The organism is Aromatoleum toluclasticum ATCC 700605, assembly GCF_000378245.1.
In the GTDB taxonomy this organism is placed as follows: Bacteria; Pseudomonadota; Gammaproteobacteria; order Burkholderiales; family Rhodocyclaceae; genus Aromatoleum; species Aromatoleum toluclasticum.
The window spans coordinates 184801-208782 of record NZ_KB899495.1 but is presented as its reverse complement, the minus strand read 5'-3'; the positions used below and the strand labels follow the sequence as shown (position 1 = coordinate 208782).

At 67.5% G+C, this 23982-nt stretch carries 19 protein-coding genes; all 19 read left to right on the top strand.

Annotated features, from left to right (window positions below; all coding sequences use genetic code 11):
- The first annotated feature begins 19 nt into the window (after positions 1-19).
- The 19 genes from F464_RS0110395 (at position 20) to F464_RS0110305 (ending at position 23945) form a co-directional block, all read left to right on the top strand.
- Positions 20-463 carry a universal stress protein gene (locus tag F464_RS0110395; protein ID WP_018989743.1) on the top strand — a complete coding sequence of 148 codons (444 nt, stop codon included), beginning with the start codon at positions 20-22 and terminating at the stop codon, positions 461-463.
- Positions 464-625: 162 nt separating this feature from the next.
- Complete coding sequence (locus tag F464_RS0110390) at positions 626-2617, top strand: oxidoreductase (protein ID WP_018989742.1); 1992 nt, start codon at positions 626-628, stop codon at positions 2615-2617.
- An 83-nt stretch (positions 2618-2700) separates the two neighbouring features.
- On the top strand, positions 2701-3912 hold the full coding sequence (locus F464_RS0110385) for an FAS1-like dehydratase domain-containing protein (RefSeq protein ID WP_018989741.1): 1212 nt from the start codon (positions 2701-2703) through the stop codon (positions 3910-3912).
- Positions 3909-6281, top strand: a complete 2373-nt coding sequence (locus tag F464_RS0110380; RefSeq protein WP_018989740.1) for a CaiB/BaiF CoA transferase family protein — start codon at positions 3909-3911, stop codon at positions 6279-6281. Before F464_RS0110385 ends, F464_RS0110380 begins: the two co-directional genes overlap by 4 nt.
- A gap of 45 nt (positions 6282-6326) precedes the next feature.
- Complete coding sequence (locus F464_RS29895) at positions 6327-7070, top strand: TetR/AcrR family transcriptional regulator (protein ID WP_018989739.1); 744 nt, start codon at positions 6327-6329, stop codon at positions 7068-7070.
- A gap of 59 nt (positions 7071-7129) precedes the next feature.
- A complete protein-coding gene (locus F464_RS0110370) occupies positions 7130-8314 on the top strand; it encodes an MFS transporter (protein ID WP_018989738.1) in 1185 nt (394 codons plus the stop codon).
- A gap of 546 nt (positions 8315-8860) precedes the next feature.
- Positions 8861-10621, top strand: a complete 1761-nt coding sequence (locus tag F464_RS0110365; RefSeq protein WP_018989737.1) for an FAD-dependent oxidoreductase — start codon at positions 8861-8863, stop codon at positions 10619-10621.
- Positions 10618-11019, top strand: coding sequence for a hypothetical protein (locus F464_RS28260; protein WP_018989736.1), 402 nt, complete (start codon positions 10618-10620; stop codon positions 11017-11019). The genes F464_RS0110365 and F464_RS28260 overlap by 4 nt, the downstream gene beginning before the upstream one ends.
- 213 nt (positions 11020-11232) lie before the next feature.
- Positions 11233-12897 carry a DUF1302 domain-containing protein gene (locus F464_RS0110355; RefSeq protein WP_157353681.1) on the top strand — a complete coding sequence of 555 codons (1665 nt, stop codon included), beginning with the start codon at positions 11233-11235 and terminating at the stop codon, positions 12895-12897.
- Between the two features lie 35 nt (positions 12898-12932).
- Positions 12933-14318 (top strand): DUF1329 domain-containing protein, encoded by a 1386-nt coding sequence (locus F464_RS0110350; protein ID WP_018989734.1) that lies wholly within the window; start codon positions 12933-12935, stop codon positions 14316-14318.
- Positions 14319-14397: 79 nt separating this feature from the next.
- Entirely contained in the window at positions 14398-15522 is a 1125-nt protein-coding gene (locus F464_RS0110345; RefSeq protein ID WP_157353679.1) for a WD40/YVTN/BNR-like repeat-containing protein, read from the top strand.
- Between the two features lie 15 nt (positions 15523-15537).
- Positions 15538-18024: an efflux RND transporter permease subunit gene (locus tag F464_RS0110340; RefSeq protein WP_018989732.1), complete on the top strand. Its 2487-nt coding sequence runs from the start codon at positions 15538-15540 to the stop codon at positions 18022-18024.
- Positions 18025-18082: 58 nt separating this feature from the next.
- Positions 18083-18829: a glucose 1-dehydrogenase gene (locus F464_RS0110335; protein WP_018989731.1), complete on the top strand. Its 747-nt coding sequence runs from the start codon at positions 18083-18085 to the stop codon at positions 18827-18829.
- Positions 18830-18870: 41 nt separating this feature from the next.
- Complete coding sequence (locus F464_RS29890; RefSeq protein WP_157353677.1) at positions 18871-19551, top strand: EthD domain-containing protein; 681 nt, start codon at positions 18871-18873, stop codon at positions 19549-19551.
- Between the two features lie 58 nt (positions 19552-19609).
- Positions 19610-20380 (top strand): SDR family NAD(P)-dependent oxidoreductase, encoded by a 771-nt coding sequence (locus F464_RS0110325; protein WP_018989729.1) that lies wholly within the window; start codon positions 19610-19612, stop codon positions 20378-20380.
- A 28-nt stretch (positions 20381-20408) separates the two neighbouring features.
- Positions 20409-21455, top strand: a complete 1047-nt coding sequence (locus tag F464_RS0110320) for an NADP-dependent oxidoreductase (protein ID WP_232428884.1) — start codon at positions 20409-20411, stop codon at positions 21453-21455.
- A gap of 23 nt (positions 21456-21478) precedes the next feature.
- Positions 21479-22237, top strand: a complete 759-nt coding sequence (locus F464_RS0110315; RefSeq protein ID WP_018989727.1) for an SDR family NAD(P)-dependent oxidoreductase — start codon at positions 21479-21481, stop codon at positions 22235-22237.
- Between the two features lie 325 nt (positions 22238-22562).
- Entirely contained in the window at positions 22563-23372 is an 810-nt protein-coding gene (locus F464_RS0110310; protein ID WP_018989726.1) for an SDR family NAD(P)-dependent oxidoreductase, read from the top strand.
- An 81-nt stretch (positions 23373-23453) separates the two neighbouring features.
- A complete protein-coding gene (locus tag F464_RS0110305; RefSeq protein WP_018989725.1) occupies positions 23454-23945 on the top strand; it encodes a nuclear transport factor 2 family protein in 492 nt (163 codons plus the stop codon).
- The last annotated feature ends 37 nt before the right edge of the window (positions 23946-23982 follow it).

Below are 23982 nucleotides of genomic sequence, written 5' to 3'. Positions count from 1 at the left end.
GTTAAAGGAATCCTGCATCGTGTTTCGTCATCTGCTCGTTCCCATCGACGGTTCCTCCCTCTCTGACGGTGCGGTCCGCAAAGCCGTGTCGTTCGCCGGCGAAGCCGACGCGAAGATCACCTTCTTCTATGCCACGCCGGATACCGGCTCTTCGATCTATGGCGAGGAAGAGCTGCTGCGCACCATCGATCCTCAGGAGTACCAGGCACGGCGCGCGCAGATTGCGCGCGAGGTGCTGGAGCGCGCGGCGAAGGTCGCTGCCGACGGCCGCGTCGACGCGCAGGTGCGGTCGCGGCCAGCCCAGGAGCCGTGGGAGGCGATCATCGCCACGGCCGAGGAGTGCGGCTGCGACCTGATCCTGATGGCTTCGCACGGACACCGGGGCATCAAGGGGCTGTTGCTCGGGTCGCAGACGCAGAAGGTGCTGCTGCACTCGAAGTTCCCGGTGCTCGTGTACCGCTGACCGGATGGCCGGTTTTTCCGCCTTCCCGGGAAAGCACGCTTTACTTTCGCGCGTGCTTTTCATACCATCGTAACAAACAAACACGTCGGTTTATATTATCCGGCGGGCGGCCCGGGCAAGGTGCCGGGCAGCATCGCCGGGTCGGCAAGGGAGGGGTAGAGCATGAGCAGTGTGCGGTTCGATCGCCTGTTTTCGCCGCTTCAAGTCGGCCCGATGCGGGTGCCCAACCGCATTTGCGAAACCACCAATTCGATCGGCGCCTCGGCCACAGGCGGGCTGCTCGACGAGCGCTTCATTGAGCACCATGTCGCCAAGGCGCGCGGCGGTACCGGCTGGATCGGCAGCGAGACGTGGCTGCTCAATTCGCCGCTGCCGGCCGGGGCGCGCGACGAGTTCTACCCGGGCGCTGCGGCGGTGCGGACCGCGCTGTGGCAGGTGCCGGCCTTCCTCGGTTCCGTCGGCCGCTTCTGCGACGAGGTGCACAAGGCCGGCGCGGTGGCCGTCTTCCAGCTCACCCACCTCAACCACGCAATGGCGGCGTCGCCGGTTCCGGTGACCGAGACCTACGATTACGTCCCGCACCAGCTCGATGACGCGATGATCGAGTTCATTCTCGACACCTATGCGGACGCCGCCGCCGCGGCCCAGGCCGCGGGCGCAGATGGCATCGAGCTGCATTGTGCGCACGAGACGCTGCCGCACACCTTCCTTTCGCCGGTCACCAATCTCAGGAACGACCGTTGGGGCGGCGGCGCGCGCGAGCGCATCCGCTTCGTTGTCGAGGCGCTGGAACGCATCCGCAGCCGCACCGGCAACAGGCTGGCGGTGGGCATACGCATCAACGGCTGCGAGTCGCGCCAGGGCGGTTACGACCACATGGCGATGCGCGAGATGACCTACTATCTCGGCGAAACGGGGCTGCTCGACTTCGTCAATATCGATGTCGGCCACGGCTGGGGCGTGCATGCCTACGTGCCGCCATCCTTTCACGGCCACGCCGACTACCGCGAGGCCGGCAAGGCGGCGCGCGCCGACCTCGACGGCAAGGTGGCGGTGCTGTTCAGCGGCCGCGTCAACGACCCCGTGCTGGCCGAGGAATTGCTGCGCGAAGGTTGCTGCGACCTCGTCGGCATGACCCGCGCCGGCATTGCCGATCCGGAGTTCGCCAACAAGGCGCGCGAGGGCCGGCTCATCGAGATCCGCCGCTGCATCGGCTGCAACCGGTGCATCGCCGAGGCCGTGCACAGCTACGTACCCGACTCGTTGCGCGCGCCGATGTGCTCGGTGAACCCCGCGATCGGCAACGAGCTGCACTGGAAATCCGCTTTCCGGCCCGCACCGGTGGCGAAGAAAGTCGTCGTTGCCGGGGCCGGCGCGGCGGGGCTCGAGGCTGCGCGCGTGGCGGCGCTGCGCGGTCACCGCGTGACGGTGCTGGAACAGGGCAAAAAAGTCGGCGGCCAGTTGCGCATCGCCGCCAACGCGCCGGGGCGCGACTCCTTCGGCGACCAGATCTACTTCCAGGAAAACGAGATGGCCCGTCTGGGCGTGGATCTGCGCCTGGAGACTCCCGCCACCGTCGAGGCGATCAGGAAGCTGTCGCCCGACGCGGTGATCGTGGCGACCGGTTCGCTGCCGCGGGTGCCGCAGGGCATCCCCGGCACCGGACTGCCGCACGTGATGCAGGGCTGGGACGTGTTGCAGGGCAGGGCCGTGCCGGGGCGGCGGGTCGCGCTGGTCGCGCAGGAGGATTACTTCGAGACGCCCAATGTCGCCGAATTCATCGCCGAATCGGGTCGCGAGGTGGAGATCTTCCACAAGTCGCCGCAACTCGGCACCGCCATCGACCGCTATTCGCTCGGCAGCGTGTTCGAGCGGCTCGAACGCCACGGTATCCGCATCCACACGAACCTGCGCCTGGCGGCCATCGACGCTGAAGGCCTCGATTTCGTCTCGGCTTTCGGCGGGCGCCCCTTGCGCCACACCGGCTTCGACAGTGTCGTGCTGGTGTGCGGTTCGGTGCCCGAGGCGTCGCTCTACGAACAACTCAAGGCCGACGGCAGCATCGCTGAAATCTATCTGGCCGGCTCGGCATGGGTGCCGCGGCGCATCGCCGAGGCGACCCGACATGGCGCCATGGTGGCGCTGGAGATCTAGGCGCCAGGTATGCAGGTATGACACACGCCGGAAGACGCCCTGGCAGGGCGGCCCGACGACACCAACAGGAACGAGGAGCAAGCATGACGGCATTGAAGAAGCCCGCAGAGGGGTGGGGTGAGGTTACCGAGGGGCACCTGGAGCGGCTGCTGCAGCGCCGGGGCGTGGAGCGCTCCGAGCGCGGTTCGCTGATGCGCGGTTTTCTGGTGCCCAACCAGTGGGACGCCGGTTACGGCGAGTCGAACTTCTTCATCAGCCTCGAAACCGCCGGCCGCTTCGCGCGCGGCTTCGCCGACGAGAATCCGCTCTATACCGATCTCGCCTACGCCCGCCGTTCGCCGTGGGGACGCATGCTCGCGCCGCCGACGCTGCTCGCCTACACCGAGGCGATGAACGGCGCCACCGACGGCTTCCCGGGCTGTCATGCGATCTGGCGCGAATGCGAGTTCGAATGGACGCGGCCGCTGTTCGCGGACGATCCGATGAAGGTGGCGACGAGCCTGACCGGCGCGCGCATCGTCGACAGCGAGTTCGCCGGCGGCAAGGCCGGCATCCAGGACTACGAGACGTCCATCCGCACGCTCGCCGGCGAGGACGTCGCCACCTACCGCACCTCGTGGCACCGCTTTTCGCGCAAGAAGGCCACCGGCTCGTCCAAGTACGGCAAGATCGAGCCGGTGCAGTGGACCAATGAGGCGCTGGAGGCGGTGTGGGACGAGTATCGCCGCCAGAATCTCGCCAACCGGCGCGGCGCCGAGCCGCGCTGGTTCGGCGATGTCGAGGTCGGCGGCGAGATTCCGCACATCATCAAGGGCCCGGTGACGCTGACCAGCAAGCTCGCTTTCGAATTCGTGCGCGGCCCCGGCGGCTGGTTCGTCGGGCACGAGATGGCGCTCGAACTCTACGACCGCTACCCGGCGCTGGCGATCCGCAACGAGGAGAACGTTCCCGAGCCGCCGGTGGCGATTCACTGGACCAACGAGCGCTGCCAGAAATACCTTGGCATGCCGGCGGCGTACGAGGCCGGGTTCGAGCGGCTCGCGTGGTACAGCCAGCTGCTCACTTCGTGGGCGGGCGACCACGGCTGCTTGCGGCGCCTGCAGGTGCGCTTCCTCGCCTTCCACTGGCAGGGCGACGCGATCCGCCTGCATGCCAAAGTCACCGGCAAGCGCGTGGTCGGGAACGACCATCTGGTGGATCTGGAGATCTGGAGCGTCAGCCACCCGCGCGGCGAGAAGACCTCGGTCGGCAGCGCCACGGTGTGTCTGCCGGCGCGTCCGGGAGCCGTGTCGTGAGCGCGCTCGCCCACCTGCGCGTCATCGAGTACGGCAGCGGCGTCGCCGCCCCGTTCTGCGCCCGTCTGTTCGCGGACCTGGGCGCCGACGTGGTGAAGGTCGAACCGCCGCAGGGGGACGCCGCGCGCCGGCGCGGCCCTTTTCCGCAGGATCTGCCGCACCCGGAGCGCAGCGGCTTCTTCCACTTGCTCAACGCCGGCAAGAAGGGCATCGTCGCCGACCTTGATGACGCCGCGGAGCTGGAATTCTTTCATTCGCTGCTGGCCGGCGCCGACGTGCTGGTCGAAAATCTCGACACCGACGCGCGCCGCCGCCACGGGCTCGACTTCGACGCGCTGCAGGCGCGCCATCCGCACCTGGTCATCGTGTCGCTGTCGCCGTACGGGCGCACCGGGAAATGGGCGGAGCGCGCCGGCACGGAGCTGACCGTTCAGGCCGTCAGCGCGCTCCCGGTCGCGATCGGCCGCCCGGACCGCGCGCCGCTGCCGCTGCCCTTCGACCAAGCGGACTACCAGGCAGGTTTTCACGGCCTCGCCGCGGCCCTGTGCGCGTTGCACGAGCGCGGCCGCTCGGGGCGCGGCCAGGGCATCGACATTTCGTCGGCGCAGGTGCTCGCCTACCAGGTGGGCGGCATGGCGCTGGTCACCGCCAAGCGCCGCATCGAATGGAAGCGGGCGGGCAGGACGATCAAGGGCGCGCTGTACCCGACCGGCTTCTTCGCGGCCGCGGACGGCTACGTCTGCATCGCCACGATCCATGGCAAACAGTGGCATTCCTACCTCCGCCTGATGGGCGATCCGGCGTGGGCCGACGAGGGCCAGAACCGCGATTCGTTGTACCTCGGCGCGCTCGACGAGGGGGGCGAGGTGGACCTCGCCTTCCGCGGCTGGCTCAAGCAGCATACGCGCGCCCAATTGCAGGAGCTGGCCAACGCGAACGGGCTCATCATCGGTTCGGTGAACGACTTCCCCGAGGTGCTCGGCAGCAGCCAGCTGGCGTTCCGCGACCAATGGGGGCATGTCGCCATCGGCGGGCGCGACGTACGCATCCCCAAGCCTGGCTACCGCTTCTCGCGCACGCCGACGGCAATACGTGCGCCCGCGCCGGCGCTCGATGCGGATGGTCCTGCGGTGCGTGCCGCGGGCGGCGGCCGGCGGGCGCTGCATGGAACGGGCAGCGGGCGCGCCGCGCTCGACGGGGTGCGGGTGCTCGATTTCGGCTGGAACTGGGCCGGACCGATGGCCGCCCAGCTGCTCGCCGACATGGGCGCCGAGGTGATCCGCATCGAGACCACGCTGCGCCCCGACAACATGCGCCTGTACGCGCACAACTCATATTTCTTCTGCCACAACAACCGCTCCAAGAAGTCTGCCACCTTCAACATCGCCGATCCGCGCGGCGCCGAACTGGTGCGCAAGCTGGCGGCCCGTTGCGACATCGTGATGGACAACTTCGCCGCCGGCGTGATGGCGAAGAACGGCCTCGGCTATGCCGATCTGGCGAAGGAGAATCCCGGGATCATCGTGGTGTCGATGAGCATGGCCGGGCAGGAAGGGCCCAAGCGCGACATGCGGGGTTTCGCGGCGATCGCCTCGGGCTACGCCGGTCTCGACAGCGTGGTCGGCTATCCCGACAACGGCGACGCCACCGGCTTCATGTGTTTCGGCCTCGGCGACACCACCCAGGCCATCCAGGGCGCCGTCGGCGCGCTGGCGGCGCTCGCCTATCGCGACCGCACCGGCGCGGGGCAGTTCGTCGACCTCGGACAGACGGCATCGATGTGCGCCACGACCGGCGAGCCGCTGGTGGACTTCCAACTCAACGGACGCGAAGCGGGCATACAGGGCGATACCCATCCGCACTATTTCCCGCACGGCATCTTTGCCGCGCGCGGCGGCGGAAAATGGCTGGCGCTGGCGGTGCGCAACGACGGCGACTGGCGGGCGCTGTGCCGCCTGATGGGGCGTGGCGACTGGGCAGCGGACGAAGGTTTGTGCGAGGCCGCGGCGCGGCGCGCACGGGCAGGGGAGATCGGGGCCGCCGTTCGCGCGTGGTGCGAGGCCGCCGACCGCGACGAGGCAGTCGCTGCGCTGGCCGCCGCCGGAGTGCCGGCCGCGCCGGTGCTGGAGCTCGGCGAACGCGACGGCCATGAGGTGTTCGACGGCCGGGGCCTGAAGGTGAGGCATGACGGCGGCAGCTTCGAGGCGTGCGAGATCTACGCGACGCCGTGGCTGCTGACGCGCACGCCGCCCGCGGTGAGCCGGCCCACTCCGGCGATCGGTGAGCACAACGACTACGTCTATCGCGAACTGCTGGGACTCGACGAAAACACCATCGCCAATCTGAAGGATGCGCAAGTCCTTGTTTGATCAGAGTGTTATAATTTAAAAAAACAATCGCGGCGATAACTTCACATGAGCAAAACCACCACCCCCGGCAGTGTGCGTTCGCGCAGCGCCGGCAGCCCCGGCATAGGCAGGAAGAATTCGCGCGTGCTCGCGACCGTGCGCGCGTCGGGCAAGCAGGCCGAGAAGAGCCTCGTAACGCAGACCGTCATTCTCGAGGCGGTCATCAAGTGCCTGATCGACAAGGGGTATGCGAAGACCACCATGGAGCTGGTGGCTAAATGCGGCAAGGTTTCGCGCGGCGCGATGATGCACCATTTCAGTTCGCGTGCCGACGTCATCGAAAAGGCGGCGATCTACCTCGCCGAGCGGCGGCTCGAGGAATTCGAGCAACTGGCACGGACCATCGTTCCGCCGCTGCCGGCCGGCGCCGAGGCGCAGCTTTCGCATACGCTGAAGGCGATGGAGCTGGTACGCACCTACTACTCGCTGCCGTCGTTTGCCGCTGCGCACGAATTGCTGATGGCTGCGCGGACCGACAAGAAACTCGCCAAGGTCGTGCGCCGGGCGCAGGACATCCTCAACGACGGCATCGCGCCGATCATCCTGCGCGTGTTCCCGTTCTGGGCCGACAAGTCGTCCGACCTGCTGCTGCTGTTGACCGACATCGCCCACTTCACCTTCCGCGGCGTGGCGATGAGCCACATGGACGATCTCGACCCCGAGCGCATCTCGCGGATGGAGCGTTTGCTGGCGCTTATGGCGCATGACAAGGCAGCGATAGAGGCGCTCGATCTCGCCTCCCGGGCCTGAGGCGGTGGCGCGCCGTCGCGCGCGACATGTCCGGGCCGCTCGGTGACTGAGCCCGCGCGATGAGTTTTGCTCCCCTGCGCGAGCGCAATTTCCGCCTGCTGTGGACGAGCGGGTGCGTCATGTATTTCGCGGTGTGGATGCAGACGGTCGGCGTTTCGTGGCTGATGGCTTCGCTGACGCCGTCGCCGCTGCTGGTTGCGCTGGTGCCGGCCGCAAGCAGCCTCGCGGCGTGCCTGTTCGCGCTGGCCGGCGGAATCATGGCCGACAGGTTCGCCCTGCGGCGTTACGTGCTGAGCGTGCAGTGCTGCATGCTGGCATCGGCGGCCTTGTTGTGGACGGTCAGCCTGTCGCCGCAGGTGCATCCGGCCGCCTTGCTGGGCTTGACCTTCCTGTTCGGCTGTCTGTCGGCGCTGCTGGCGCCGGCGTGGCATTCCGGTCATTGCCGCGCGGCGGCGCCGGAGCACCTTTCCGATGCGATCACCCTGGCGACGATTCCCTACAACCTCGCCCGCGCCGCGGCGCCCGCGACAGCCGGCATGGTGATCGCGGGATACGGCAGCAGCGCCGTGTTCGGCTGCGCGGTGGCCGGTTTCGGCGCCGTCATCGCGATGATCCGTTTTCTCGACCCGCTGGGCCACATCGCGCCTGCGTCCCCTGCCGCGCGGGCCGCAGGCACGGACGACATCGTCGGCCTCGCGCGCGCCTCGCGCGGTTGCCGCCCGCAGCTGTTGCGGGTCGGACTGTTCGTTGCCAGCGGGGCGGGCCTGATCGCGCTGTTGCCCGCGCTGGTGCGCGAACGCCTCGGAGGCGATGCGCCCGCGTACGGATTCCTGGTGGCGGCCTCCGGCGTCGGTGCGGCGACCGGCGCCGCGCTGCTGGGCGCCTTGTCGCGCCGTTACGGACGCGAGACGGTGGTGGGATGCGCCATCCTGGTTTGCGCCGCGACCACCCTCGTCATCGCGCGCGCGCACGGCAGGGAGGCGCTTCTCGTGCTCGTGTGGATGACCGGCGCGGCGTGGGTCATGGTCGTCAATGCCGGCATCGGTGCGATGCAGGCGGATATTCCCGACGCGGCGCGCGCTCGCGCGTTGGGCGTCTTCCTGGTGGTCTTTCAGGGATCGGGCGCGTTTGGCAGCGTGTTGTGGGGAAGCGTCGCCGAGCGCTTCGGGACCACCGCCGCCTTGACGGCCAGCGGGGCGGCATTCGCTGTCATCCTGCTCGCCCGCGCGCGCCTGCGCCCCTGACGGCGGAGCCCTGCCGGCAGTGCGAAATTTTTTTGGAAGGGCACTTGGCAAACTTGGTCTTTCGGCGTAGTCTCATAAAAACAAACCAACGTGTCGGTTCTTTTATGTCGAGCGCGGCGGCGCGGTCTCCAGAGTGCAGGGGCCGGACGCGGCCGTCTCGGGGTGGCTCGGACAGGGGCGGGCACGCGGGGTTTGCGCGGTAAAATAAAACCGGTCATGTCTGTTTGCGGTGGATCCCGGTCGCGGGAACGCCGCAGCGGCGTCGATCCGGTCACAACGATACAGGAGACAGTTCATGAACATTTCCTCGGCGCCGTTCGGCCCGCGTTCTCGTGTCCGGCGGCTGCGTCGCGACCGCCGCACATCCCTGTGTTGACCGTTTCACCGGAATGCGTTAATTCTGCATCCGGGCGAAACCAAGCCGACCGGTCGGTCGTGTTGTTCGCCACGGATGGATCTGGAGCCGCATGTGCGCGCGACTAAGTTTCGCAGGAGCGCGCGTGAGGCGGATTTTTCGGTTCGGGCTTGAAAATGCGGGGAGTTGGCATGAACGGCAAGGAAGAGAAGGATCTGGGGAAACTGTTGGCGCGCCGCAAGGTGCTGCTGGGGGCCGGGGCGGCGGCGGGCGCGGCGGCAGTCGCGGCCATGCCGGCGAGTGCCGCCACGCGCAGCCGCGATGAGCAGAAGTGGGACATGGAGACCGACGTGATCTGCGTCGGCTCGGGCGCGGCGGCGTGTTCGGCCGCCGTGACCGCGGTGGCGTCGGGGGCCAAGGTCGTCGTTGTCGAAAAGCTGCCGATGGCGGGCGGCACGACCGGCAAGTCGGGCGGCGTGACGTGGATTCCCAACAACCGCTTCATCGCCGCCAAGAACATGCAGGACAACCGTGCCGACTGCCTGCGCTACATGGCCCGCTATTCGCATCCCGAGTGCTACGACGTCAACAGCCCCACGCTCGGGCTCGCCCCGGAGGCCTACCGCCTGCTCGAGGCCTTCTACGACAACGGCTCGAAGATGGTCGAATGGATGGAGGAGATCGGGGCGACGAAATTCCGCGAGTTCAAGGTGTGGGACGTCAACATCTTCCCGCCCGACTACGGCGACCACCTGGCGGAGAACAAGGCCAACAACGTGCGCGCCCTGGAGCCGGCGGTCGGGGCGGGGTCGACGACGGGGGGCAACAGCCTCGCCTATCAACTGGAGCAGTGGCTGACCCAGCACAAGGTGCCCTTCCTGCTCGAGCATCGCGCGGTCGGACTGATCAAGGACGGCGAGCGCGTGGTCGGACTGGAAGTGCGCAACAAGGACAAGACGCTGCGCATCCGGGCACGCAAGGGCGTGATCTTCGGCACCGGCGGCTATGCACACAACCTCGAACTGGTCCGGCTGCACCAGCCGGGCGTGTACGGCGCCTGCGCAGCGGTCGGCTCGACCGGCGACTTCATCTCGATCGCGCAGCAGGCGGGGGCGAAGATGGGCTCGCTGGGCACGGCATGGCGCACGCCGGTGATCCTTGAGGACGCGCTCAACAACCGCGCCATCGGACACGGCGTGTTCTTCGCGCCGGGCGACTCGATGATCCACGTGAACAAGTACGGCAAGCGCGTGGTGAACGAGAAGCGCAATTACAACGACCGCACGCGCGCGCACTTCGGCTTCGATCCGGTGAATGCCGAGTACCCGAACCAGTTCATGTTCATGGTGTTCGACGACCGCACCCTCAACCGCTATGCCGGCGCGCTGCCGCTGCCGCTGGACAAGCGCGAATCGAAATGGCTGATCGAGGGGCGCGACTCGCGCGAGCTCGCCGACAACATCCGCAAGCGCCTGACGTCGCTGTCGGCGGCGGTGGGCAACTACCGCATCGTAGATAACTTCGCCGAGAACCTCGACGCCACCATCGAACGTTTCAACCGCTTCGCCGAGGCGGGACGCGACGAGGATTTCGACCGCGGCCTGCACGACTACGACCGGCAATGGCAGAAGGTGTTTTCGCCCGTCAGCAAGAAGAACACCTACGCGGACAACGACAAGCCGAACAGCACCATGTACCCGATCGACCGCAAGGGGTCGCTGTACGCGGTGATCCTCGCGCCGGGCGCGCTGGACACCAATGGCGGGCCGGCGATCAACGAGAACGGCCAGGTGCTGGCGGCGAACGGCAAGCCGATTCCCGGCCTGTATGGCGCCGGCAACTGCATCGCCAGTCCGTCGGGGCCGGCCTATCTCGGCGCGGGCGGGACGATCGGGCTGGCGCTGACGTTCGGCTATCTGGCCGGCCGGCACGCGGCTGCTCAGAAGGCATGAAAGCGCGCGGCTGGGCGGCCGTGGCCGCCGCGATGGCCACCGCGTTCGCGGGGGCCGCGGCGGCCCAGGCGCAGCAGGTGAGTTTTGCGCGCGACATCGTGCCGGTGTTGCGTACCCGCTGCGCTACCTGCCATCTCACCGGTGACGAGCCGGGCGGGATGAGGCTCTATCCCGCCGCGGCGTACCGCAGCATCGTCAAGGTCCAGTCGAAAGAGAGTCCCTTGCAACTCGTCGCGCCGGGAGACCCGGCCGGCAGTTACCTGTTGCACAAGATCGAGGGGACGCACTTGGAAGCGGGCGGCAACGGGGTGCGCATGCCGTTCGCGCAGCCGCCGCTGGAGGACGAAACGCGCGAGCGGATTCATGCCTGGATCGCCGACGGCGCAAGGGACAACTGAAACCGGTTGACGCGGGCCCGCGCGCGCCGGGGCGGGCGGGAGCGGGTCCGCGCCGAGGTTGCAAAGAAGGTTGCAAAGGGGGTTGCAGTACGAAGCATCAAGGGAGAAAGCTGGACAATGTTAAAACCGACCTGATGGTTTGTTTTATGTGTTGTTGACAGGATCTCCGGTCTGCCTGGGCCGGAATATTAAAAAGAGGCGAGGAGGAATGACATGAGAAGAAGCAGGACAGGTGCGGGGTGCGGGGCGGGTGGCAGGCGCGTTGCTGGCGTCGCGGCGGCGGTGGCGATGGCCTGTGCGGCGTCGCCGGCAAGCGCGTTCAAGTTCGACACCGGCAGTGACGACCTGGTGGTGCGCTGGGACAACACGGTCAAGTACAACATCGGTTGGCGTGTCGAGGAGCGCGACAACAGGCTGGGTGACGCGTGGGTGTCGCAGGCGACGAACCACGGCTGGGACAAGGGCGACGTGGTGACCAATCGGTTGGACCTGCTCTCGGAATTCGACCTGGTCTACAAGCTGAACCATGGCTTCCGCGTCTCGGCGACGGGCTGGAGCGACATGGCCTTCGACGAGGACGTCAAGGGGCATCCGGCCTACCAGCGCGCGGGCTTGGGCACCGCCTATCCGCACAACAAGTTCACCAACGACGTGAAGCGCTGGTACGGAACCTCCGGCGAACTGCTGGACGCCTTCGCCTTCACCCGCGTCGATCTCGGTTCCGTGCCGGTGAATATCCGCGCCGGCCGGCACAACGTGTATTGGGGCGAGTCCCTGTATACCTTCGGCAACAGCATCGCCTACGGCCAGGGGCCGCTCGACCTGCGCAAGGCGACCTCGACGCCCGGTATCGAGGCGAAGGAACTGTTCCTGCCGCAGAACCAGATCTCCGCCGCGGGACAGCTGACCGACAAGATCAGCGTCGCAGCGAACTATTACCTGGAATGGGATCCGCATCGCCTGCCCGAAGGCGGCACCTATCTCGGCGGGGCGGACCTGAGCTTTCTGGGGGGCACCAATTTCCTCGGTTTCCCGGTGCTCGGCGACCGCGACCACGGTCCCCACAAGAAGCCCGGCGACACCGGTAGCTGGGGCGTGATGACGAAGATCAAGTCGGACACGCTCGGCGGCGATCTCGGCCTCTACTACCGCCGTTTCGACGACCGCTACCCGACGATGATCGCCACCCCGCAGGGCCTCGTCAATGCTTATGCCGAGGACGTCAAACTGTGGGGCGTGAGCTTCTCCCGCCTGGTGGGCGCCGTGTCGGTGAGCGGCGAGGTGTCGCGCCGCGAGGATACGCCGCTGACGTCCAACGCCGCGGGGCTCGCGCTCGGCAGCACCTGGCACGGCCTGCTCAACATGATCGCCTACATCGGCCAGACGCCGCTGTTCGATTCGGCCGCAGTGACGGCGGAAATCTCGTACAGCCGACTCGACGACGTCAACGACTCGACGCGGGCCTTCTTCAAGCACAAGGGGTCGAAGTACGGCGGTTGCAGCGGCGGCATCAAGGCCGGCTGTGCGAGCGACGAGGCATGGGGGTTCAACCTGGGCATCACCCCGACCTGGTTCCAGGTGATGCCGGGCATCGACCTGACCATGCCGGTGAACTTCGGCATCGGCCTCAAGGGCAACTCGCCGACACCGCTGGGTGCCGCCCAGGATGCGGGTGCGTGGAGTATCGGCCTCGGCCTCGACATCTATTCCAAATACAACGTGAACCTCACTTACAACGACTACATCGGCAACTTCACCACCGGCCCGAACATCACGCCGGTGCCGGGGGTGGGGGCAAGAACGTGGGAAGCCACCAACGGCGCGGGCATCCTGCGCGACCGTGGCTGGGTGTCGCTGACCTTCAAGACCGTATTCTGAGCCGCCTCGCAGCGGCAAGACACTGGAGCTGACAAATGAAACTGCATGGCAAGACTGCGGCATTGATCGTCGCGATGGGCATGGCCGGCAATGCCGCCGCGGGGTTGACGGCGGACGAGATCAAGCAGCTGGGCACCACGCTGACCCCGTGGGGCGCGATCAAGGCCGGCAACGCCGACAAGAGCATTCCGGAATATGCCGGAGGCATCCAGCCGCCGGCCGGCTATGACCCCGCCAAGCCGGGCTTCCGCCCCGATCCGTTCGCCGCCGAGAAGCCGCTCTACAGCGTCACCGCGGCGAACGCGGCGCAGTACGCGGACAAGCTCACCGAGGGCTCGAAGGAGCTGCTGAAGAAGTACCCGACCTTCCGCATGGATGTCTATCCGACCCACCGTACCGCCAAGTATCCGAAATACGTCGTCGACAACACGCTGAAGAACGCGGCCACCTGCAAGCTGGCCGACAACCTGCTGCAGCTGGCAGGTACGTGCTACGGCGGAGTGCCGTTCCCGATTCCGAAGAACGGCTCGGAGCTGATGTGGAACCGCACGATGAAGTACGACCAGTATGCGTACTATTCGCCGGCGCAGACCTCGACGCTGGTCGATGCACGCGGACGCGTGATCCAGACCGGTGCCTTCGTGTACTGGCAGACCTTCCCGACGCTCAACCCGGCGCGGACCACCCCGATCGCGGCCGACGAGATCCTCGAGTACGGGCGCGTCGACTGGACCGGTCCGGCGCGTAAGGCGGGTGAGATTCTCGTGCTGCACGACTCGGTCGACATGGTCAACGTCGGCCGCCGCGCATGGACTTATCTGCCCGGCCAGCGCCGCGTGAAGCTCTCGCCCGACGTCGCCTACGACACGCCCAGCCCGGCCGGCGGCGGCGTCGGCACCGTCGATGACACCCAGGTGTTCTACGGCTCGCAGGACCGCTACGACTACAAGCTGGTGGGCAAGAAGGAGATGCTCATTCCCTACAACACCTTCCGCCTGCACGACGAGAAGCAGTGCTCGTCGGAAAAGGTGTTCGCGCCCAACCACCTCAATCCCGATTGCGTGCGCTGGGAGCTGCACCGCGTCTGGGTGGTCGAGGCCACGCTCAAGCCGGGCAAGCGCCACGTCTATCCGCGCCGCGTGATCTACTGGGACGAGGACATCCCCGCAGTTGGCATGGCGGAGAACTACGACGACGCGGGCAAGATTTACCGCGTGAGCCAGACCAACTTCTATCCCTTCTACGAGACCACCGGCCACAACACCCACGAGTTCGTGGTGCATGACCTGACCAACGGCGCCTACGTGCGTCAGGCCTACACGCCGGCCGGAGGCGGGATGATGGTGGTGACCAAGGAGTCCGAGGCCAAGCCGGTGAACTTCTACGAGTCGTCCGCGCTGAGCCAGGGCGGCGTGCGCTAGCAGCGGAGAGGCCGTGCGTGGCACGGCCTCGCTTTTTGTCTGGGTTTCACGCGCGGCACGCGCACTCCGGAGCATGAACATGAAATGTCCAGGAAGGGCGGGCGGGAGATTGCTCGTATTGGTCCTCGCGCTGGCGGCGGGACCGCTGGCGGCGGGGTTTCAGGACCCCTCGGAGGTTCCGGCGCAGGCGAGCAGCCTTGCGGCGAAGAGCCCGCTGACGGCGGTGGCGACGGCAGGCCGGCGACTGGTGGCGGTCGGGCAGCGGGGTCATGTCGTATTCAGCGACGACGGCGGCAGCAGCTGGACGCAGGCGCAGGTGCCGGTCAGCAGCGATCTGCTCGCGGTGCATTTCCCGTCGCCCGAGCTGGGATGGGCAGTCGGCCACGGCGGCGTGGTGATCCACAGCGCCGACGGCGGCAAGAGCTGGACGCGCCAGCTCGACGGCAAGTCGGCCTCGCAGCTGATCGTGGACTACTACGACCGCGCGGCGGCCGACGGCAGCCTGGCGCAGGCCGGGGAATATGCCACGCGCGAGAAGAACGTGGTCGCGATGGGGGGCACGCAGCCGTTCCTCGGGGTGTATTTCGAGAACGCGCAGCGCGGCTATGTCGCCGGCACGTTCAACCGCATCCTGCGCACCACCGACGGCGGCAAGAGCTGGGTGCCGCTGATGCACAAGGTGGACAACCCGCGCGAACTCAATTTCTTCAACATCGGTGCCGGGGCGTCGGGACTGTTCCTGGTCGGCGAGACCGGCAGCGTGTGGAAGTACGACCCGGGCGCCGACCGCTTCGTCGCCGGCAACGTCGGCTACGACGGCACCCTGTTCGGCATCGCCGTCGGGGGCAAGGTGGTGATGGCCCACGGCATGCGCGGGAGCGTCTTCCGCAGCGCGGATGCGGGCAAGACGTGGCAGCGCATCGATCTCGGCAGCAGCGCCGGGATGACCGGCGCGGCCTTGCTCGGCAACGACGACGTCGTGCTCGTCAGCATGGCCGGCACGGCCTTCATCAGCAGCAACAACGGACAGTCCTTCAGTCCCCTGAGCCTGCCGCGCCCCATGTCCTACGGCGGGGTGGCGGCATTCGGGGAGCGCAACCTGGCGCTGGTCGGGGCGGAGGGCGTGCGCTCTGCGGCGCTGGCGGCGCCGCAGGGACTCGGGCCGGCCGGCGCGACGCCGTCGTCCGCACGTGGTTCGAACTGAGAACGGATAAAAGACATGGCAGCCCATTACAAGAGCGTCGAGATGGCGGTGATCAGCGACCCGCGCAATTTCGACCACCAATCCGGCAGTTTCCTCGAGCGGATCATCTTCAACAACCGCCTCGTGCTGATCCTCGTGTGCCTGTTGTTGACGGCGTTTCTCGGCTATCAGGCGAGCAGCCTGAAGGTCAGCGCGAGCTACGACAAGATGCTGCCGCAGGGCCATCCCTTCGTGCAGAACTACCTGCAGAACCGCGACGAGTTGCGCGGTCTCGGCGATTCGGTGCGCATCGTCGTGGAAGCCGTCGACGGCGACATCTTCAACGCCGACTACCTGCAGCAACTGGCGAAGATCAACGACGAGGTGTTCCTGCTGCCCGGCGTCGACCGGCCGTGGATGAAGTCGATCTTCACGCCGGTGGTGCGCTGGACCGAGGTCACCGAGGAAGGCTTCGCCGGCGGGCCGGTGCTGCCGCACGACTATGACGGCAGCCCGCGCACCATCGAGGACCTGCGCATCAACATCGCGCGCGCCAACGTCGTCGGCAGTCTGGTGGCCAACGACTACCGCTCCAGCATGATCGTGGTGCCGCTGCGTCCGCTCGATGCCGAGGGCAAGCCGGTCGACTACAAGAAGCTGTCCGACAGCTTGGAGGACATCCGCAGCCGTTACACGAGCGGCGACGGGGCGAAAGTGCGGGTGTACGTGATCGGCTTCGCCAAGCTGATCGGCGACCTGATCTCCGGCCTCGAGAAGGTCGCCCTGTTCTTCCTCATCGCGGTGGTGATCGCGGTTTCCATCATCTACAGCTACACGCGCTGCATCCGCAGCACGGTGCTGGTGCTGGGCTGCTCGATCATGGCGGTGGTCTGGCAGCTCGGCCTGGTGTCGCTGTTCGGCTACCAGCTCGACCCGTATTCGATGCTGGTGCCGTTCCTCGTCGTCGCGATCGGGGTGAGCCACGGCGCGCAGAAGATGAACGGCATCATGCAGGACATCGGTCGCGGCACGCACCGCCTGGTGGCCGCGCGCTACACCTTCCGGCGGCTCTTCCTCGCCGGCATGACCGCGCTGCTCGCGGACGTGGTGGGCTTCGCGGTGCTGATGATCATCGACATTCCCGTGATCCGCGAACTGGCGCTGACGGCCAGTATCGGCGTCGGCGTGCTGATCTTCACCAACCTGATCCTGATCCCGGTGATGCTGTCCTTCATCGGCGTGACGCCCGCCGCGGCGAAACGCAGTCTCGCGGTCGAGCAGGCCGCCGGCCGCACACCGCGGGGCTTCGATCTGGTGTGGCGCGGGCTGGAGAACTTCACGCAGCGGCGCTGGGCGGTCGGCAGCCTGGCAGTGGCGCTGGTGCTCGGCCTGGCGGGGTTCGCCGCGTCACTGAAGCTGCAGATCGGCGACCTCGATCCGGGCGCCCCCGAACTGCGCGCGGATTCGCGCTACAACCGCGACAACGCCTTCATCACGACCAACTACGGCATTTCCAGCGACGTGTTCGCGGTGATGGTGAAGACGCCCGACGACGGCTGCCGCAGCTACGAGACGCTGGTCGAGATCGACCGCCTCGACTGGGCCCTGGCACAGGTGCCTGGTGTGCAGCGGACTGCCTCGCTGGCCGGTACGGTGCGCAGCTACATGGCCGGCATGTTCGAGGGCAGCCCCAAGTGGGGCACGATCAGCGACAACCAGAGCCTGATCGACCCGCAGATCAACAACGCGGTGTCGTGGAACTCCGAGTTCCTCAACTCGAACTGCTCGCTCAGCCCGGTGCTGGCCTACCTCGCCGACCACAAGGCGGCGACGCTGGACGGCGTGGTGCAGGCGGCTACCGCGTTCGCGCAACGCCACGGCGGCGACGAGCGCGAGATCCTGCTCGCCGCGGGCAATGCGGGCGTCGACGCGGTGACCAACATGGTCGTGCGCGAGGCCAACCGCAAGATGCTGTTCTACGTGTATGCCGCAGTCGCGCTGCTGTGCCTGATCACTTTCCGCAACTGGCGCGCGGTCATCGTCGCGCTGGTGCCGCTGGTGCTCACGTCGGTGCTGGCCGAGGCCCTGATGGTGTACCTGGGCATCGGCGTCAAGGTGGCGACGCTGCCGGTGGTGGCGCTGGGGGTGGGGATCGGGGTCGACTACGCGATCTACCTGTTGAGCGTGCAGCTGGTGTTCCAGCGCTCCGGCCACAGCGTCGGCGAGGCCTATCGGCGGGCGCTGGCGACCACCGGCAAGGTCGTTGCGCTGGTCGGCGTGACGCTCGCGGCCGGAGTCGTGACGTGGGCGTGGTCGCCGATCAAGTTCCAGGCCGACATGGGCATTCTGCTGACCTTCATGTTCCTTTGGAACATGCTCGGCGCGCTGATCCTGGTGCCGGCGCTGTCGCACCTGCTGCTGCGCGGGGTGTCGGCGCCGGCCGGCGCGGCGTCCGCCGGGACCGATGCGGCGACGCCGGCGCCCGCGGAATGCGTGGCGCAAACCGCCGCCGCTGCGGCATGACCGGTTCGATCGCCCGCGGCAGCCGCGGGCGGCTTGTTCGTCCTGAGTGGAGAGCGCAATGAAGAGACTGGAAGGGAAGGTCGCAATCGTTACCGGCGCAGCGTCGGGGCTGGGCGCGGCGGATGCGCGCCTGATGGCGGCGGAAGGGGCGAAGGTGGTGCTGACGGACGTGAACGCGGCGCAGGGGCAGCGCGTCGCCGCCGAAATCCCCGGCGCCATCTTCATCGCCCACGACGTGCGCGACGAGGCGCAGTGGAAGTCGGTGATCGCGCAGACGGTCGAGAAGTTCGGCCGCCTCGACGTGCTGGTGAACAATGCCGGGCTGGTTCGTTTCGGCACCGTCGAGGACACCTCGCTGGAGGAGTTCCGCCTTCACGGCGCAGTCATGACGGAGGGAACCTTCCTGGGCTGCAAGCACGCGATTCCGGCGATGGCGAAGAGCGGCGGCGGGTCGATCATCAACATCTCGTCGGTGGCGGCGATCAAGGGGCTGAGCCCGATCGTTTCCTACGCCGCGGCCAAGGGCGCGATCGTGTCGATGACGCGCAGCGTGGCCGCCCACTGCCAGGAGCAGAGCTACCACATCCGCTGCAACGCGGTGCTGCCGGGGGCGCACGACACGCCGATGACGGCCTCGGCGATCAGCTCGCTCGATGCCGGGTCGGCGGGCCTCGATCAGGTGCGCCACCACGGTCAGGGGCGGCCCGAGGACGTCGCCAACCTGGTGGTGTTTCTCGCTTCGGACGAGTCGCGCCACATCACCGGCTCGCAGATCGTCATCGACAACGGCGAGACCAGCCGGTGAACGGGCGGCCGGCAGGCGGGGGCGGCGACGCGTTGAAGGTGATGAGCTTTCTGCTGCGGCGGCCGGATTTCACGCTGGAGGCTTTCAGCCAGTACTGGCGCACGGTGCACAAGGCGCACGCGCTGCGGCTCGTCGAGGCCGGCTACCTGCGCGGCTACATCCAGAATCACCGTATCGACACGCACCTCGACGGTTTCGCGTGGATGGCGGACGGGGCGCCGGAGCTGTGGATCGACGACATCGGCGCGCTGCAGCGGCTGGTGGCGAGTCCCGAATACCTGCACGGGGCGGGGCCCGACGAGGCGCGTTTCATGGTGCCGCCGGCGGTGGCCTGTGTCGCGCGCGAACGGGTGTTGCGCGAGGCGGCGGGCGAGCTCCCCGGCGACGCGGTCAAGCTGATCCTGGTGTTCCGGCGCAATCCGCGGTTTGCGGCGGACGCCTTTGCGGCGCGCTGGCTGGACGGGGAGACGCCGCTGCTGCTGCCCGAGGCCGAACCGCTGCGGCTGACGCGGTACGTGGCCGTCGACGGGGCGGGCGAGCCGCCCTTCGATGCGGTCGAGTGCAGCTGGTGGGACAGTCTCGACAGCCTGCGGGGCGAGTGGGCGCTGCGCGACGCGGCGCGCGGGCAGCCGCTGGTCGATCCGTCGGCTACGCGCGGCATGCTGGTGCGCGAGGAGGTGGTGGTGCCCGCCGGGTGGTATGCCCGGGCGGGCGTGGCATGAGCGGGGCGTGGCGGAAGGGCCGGCACGCCGCAATAGGGCAAACTGCGAGGGAAAGACGATGGTTGCATTGACGCTGGATGGCAAGGTGGCGGTCGTCACCGGCGCCGCGATGGGAATGGGGGCCGCCACGGCAAAGCTGTTCGCCGAAGCCGGCGCGCGGGTCGTGGTCGCGGATGTGGATGAGAAGACCGGGCGCGAGGTGGTCGCCGAGATCGAACGCGCCGGTGGCGTGGCGATCTTCTACAAGGCCAACGTCGCCGTCGCGGCCGAGGTCGAGGCGCTGGTGAAGGCGACGGTGGAGCGCTTCGGCAAGCTCGACGTCGCGGTCAACAACGCGGCGGTGTCGCCCGACTCGCACCCGCTGGCGGAAATGGACGAGGCGCAGTTCGACCGCGTCATCGCCGTGGACCTCAAGGGCGTCGCGCTGTGCCTGAAATACGAACTGTCGCAGATGATCCGCCAAGGGCACGGCGGCTCGATCATCAACATCGGTTCGGTGAGCTCCTTCCGGCCGCAGCCGACCAACGGTGTCTACGTTGCCGCCAAACACGGCGTCATCGGCCTGACCAAGGTTGCGGCGCTGGAAAACGGTGCCCACAACATCCGCGTCAACGCGGTTGCGCCCGGCGCGATCGATACGCCGATGCTGCGCGGGGCGCTGCGCGACAACAACCTGACCGAAGAGCAGTTCGCGCCGCAGTTGAGCCTGCTCAACCGTTTCGGACGCGCCGACGAAGTGGCGCAAGCGAGCCTGTGGCTCGCTTCGGATCTCGCTTCCTACGTGACCGGGGCGACGCTGAGCGTCGATGCCGGCTACGTCAGCCGCTGAGCGGCGGGGGGACAAGATGGGCGTCGAAATGAACAAGCAGTGGATTCTGGTGCGGCGGCCGGAGGGGGCCGTCCGGCGCAGCGACATGGAGTTGCGCGAGTCGCCGCTACGCCCGCTGGAAGCCGGCGAGACGCTGGTGAAGATGCTCTACCTCGCCATGGACCCCGCCACGCGCGGGTGGATGGCGCCCGGCGGCGGCTATACCGAGCCGTTGCCGTTGGGCGGGCCGGTGATGGGGGTGACGATCGGCCGCGTCGTGGCGTCGCGCAATCCGCAGATGGAACCCGGCACGGTCGTCGCCGGCGTCGGCCACTGGGCGAAGTACATGATCGCCAGCGAGCGCCAGATTTCGCCGGTGCGTTGCGGCAACCTCGGCGTCCTGTCGCCGATGGATACTTCGCACGGCTTCGACCTGCCGATGTACCTGCACGCGCTGGGCACCAGCGGCGGCACCGCGTGGTACGGGCTGATGACGATCGCGGGCATGAAGGCCGGCGACAAGGTGCTGGTGAGCGGCGCGGCCGGCAGCGTCGGCTCGCTGGTGACGCAGATGGCGCGCCTCAAGGGGGCGGCGAAGGTGGTCGGCATTGCCGGCGGCGCGGCCAAGTGCGCCGAGGCGGTGCGCGATTACGGCTGCGACGTGTGCATCGACTACAAGGCTTCCGACAACATCGCCGCGGCGATCGCGAAAGAGTTTCCCGACGGCATCGACGTGTATTTCGACAACGTCGGCGGCGAGATCCTCGATGCGGCGATGGGCAATCTGGCGAAGTGGGCGCGCATCCCGGTGTGCGGCATGATTTCCCAGTACAACGCCCTGGAAGCGCCGCCGGGGCCGCGCAACATGTGGAACCTGCTGGTCAAGACCGCGCGCATCGAGGGCTTCCTCGTGTCCGACTATTTCGGCACGCCGGCCTGCGAGGCGGCCTACCGCGAGATCGGCGAGTGGATCCGCGACGGCAGGATGGTGGCGAAGGTCGACGTGCGCGACGACTTCGACAAGGTCCCCGAGATCTTCAATCAACTATTCAGCGGCGGCAACGACGGGCGCCTGGTCGTGAAGGTGCCGGACTGACGGGAGCGGAGCAGGGAGGGCGCGTGAACGCGGAGTTCGAAGGCCGGGTGGTGGTGGTCACCGGCGCCGGCACCGGCATCGGGCAGGCCACGGCGCTCGCGTTCGCGCGCGCCGGGGCGCGGGTTGCCGTGGCGGATGTCGCGGAGCGCGAAGGGCAGGATACGGCCGCGCGCATCCTTGGCGAGGGCGGCCGTGCATCGTTCTTCAAGGTCGATGTCAGCCGCGCCCCGGAGGTCGAAGGGCTGGTTGCGCAGGTCGCCGCGCGTTGGGGCCGCATCGACGTGATGCACAACAATGCCGGGGTGACGCTGCCCTCCACGCCGATCACGGAGCTGTCGGAGGCCGATTTCGACCGCGTGATCGCCGTCAACCAGAAGGGCGTGTGGCTGTGCATGAAATACGGCATCGCGCAGATGCTGCGCCAGGGCGGCGGAGTGATCGTGAATACCGCGTCGGCGCTGAGTTTCCGTGGCCGCGCGGGCGGGTCGGCGTATGTCGCGAGCAAGCACGCGGTGGCGGGGCTGACGAAGACCTGCGCAGTCGAGTATGGCGGCCGCAACATCCGCATCAACGCGGTGTGCCCCGGCATGATCCGCACACCGATGCTGGACGGCCGCACGCGCGACCCCGAGCGCGAGCGGCGCCTGGTAGCGCTGCATCCGCTGGGGCGGCTGGGGACGGCCGAAGAGGTCGCGGACTGCGTGCTGTGGCTCGCCTCGGACCGGGCCGCGTTCCTGCACGGGGCGCTGGTGTCGGTCGACGGCGGCTGGGGGGCCTGCTGAGCGGTTTCCGCGGGCCTGGATCGCGGTGGCGCGACGGCGCCGGGGAAGGCCGTAAGGAGGCTTTACGGGCTTTAAAAAAACAAGTTGACTTGTTTGTTTTCGGGGCGTAACTTGGGTATATGGCTGGTACATGAACGAATCAATATTGTTTATGCGCCTACCCTGACCGGCCCGGCGACAGGGCAGGCGGTGCGGCGGACAGCATGTCCCGGCTGCCTCCCGCCCTTGCCGGGATGTTTGCAGGACGCGTTTCTTTTCAGACCGGAAGTGCGCCGCCGATCGCGGCGAAAGCTTTCGTAACCACTCAAAACACCGGAGGAAGACAATGGGTATTCTGGATGGCAAGGTCGGCGTGATCATCGGTGCCTCGAGCGGCATCGGCTGGCGCATGGCGGAGCGTTTCGCGGAAGAGGGCGCGAAGCTGATCATCGCGGCGCGCCGCATGGACAACCTCGAAAAGCTCGCGGCCAAGACCGGCGCGATTCCGATGCGTTGCGACATCACCAAATACGATGACGTCAAGGCCCTGGCGGACGCCGCGGTGAAGCGCTGGGGACGCATCGACTTCAGCATCAACTCCTCGGGTGTGGTGCGCCCGGCGATGATTTCCGAGCTCACCCCGGAAGGCATCAAGGAAGTGACCGATGTCCAGCTCAACGGCGCCTTCTACTTCCTCAAGCATTTCGGCAATGCCCATGCGGCCACCGGGGGCGGCTCGGTGATCAGCGTCACCTCGGCGACTGCCGTGATGGTGCCGGTGGGCATCTCCAGCTACTCCGCTTGCAAGGCGGCGATGCACTTCGTGTCGAAGATCGCCGCGCGCGAGTACGGCCACGCCAAGGTGCGCTTCAACTGCCTCGCGCCGACCTTCGTGCCGACCGCGATGAACAGCTACGGCGGCATGACCCCGATCGACGAGACGCGTGTCGACATGTCGACGCAGAACACCCCGATCGGCGTCGCCTTCATCAAGGAGTCGCCGCTGGGTCGAATCACCACGGTGGATGACTGCGCCGACGTCGCGCTGTTCCTCGCCAGCGACCTGTCCTCGTCGATGACCGGCCAGGTGCTGCCGGTCGACTGCGGCAACCACCTGTTGCGCCTGCCGGACGTCAGCTCGGAACCCGCGACCTGAGGCTTGCCTGCAGCGGGGGCGGTCCGCCGCGTCGCGTGGCGGACCGCCGCACTTTCTAATGACTACTGAACGGAGTGTGTGATGGCGGTTACCGAGGCGGAAATCGAGATTGGCAAGCGGCTTTTCCTCGAAGGTTGGTGCGGCAGTACGCCGGACTCGTTCGTGCCCTTCGTCACCGAGGATTTCGTCATGCGCGACACGCTGTCGCATTCGGGCGAGCTGGCGGGACACGCCGAGCCGATGCGCGGCCACAAGCAGGTGATGGACTTCTGGGGCTGGGCCGCGGGCAAGCTGCGCGTGGTGCCGGAAGAGGTCTATGTCAATGGCGATAACGGCATGGCGCTGTCGTGGATGATGTACCTGCAGATCACCGACGACAGCAAGGGGCCGGAAAACCGCGGGCGCTGGCATTGCGGCGAAGGCATGTCGCGGCTGGAGTTCCGCGACGGCAAGGTGTGCCTCGAAATCGATTACTGGTCCGGCCCGCAGGGCATCTGCGACGACTGGGAAGCGCACTTCGCCCGCCGCCGCAAGATGACCCGTCCCGAACGGGGCGCCATCACCGGCGCCTGACCGGCATCGGCCGCCGCTCACACACGAATCCAACGCA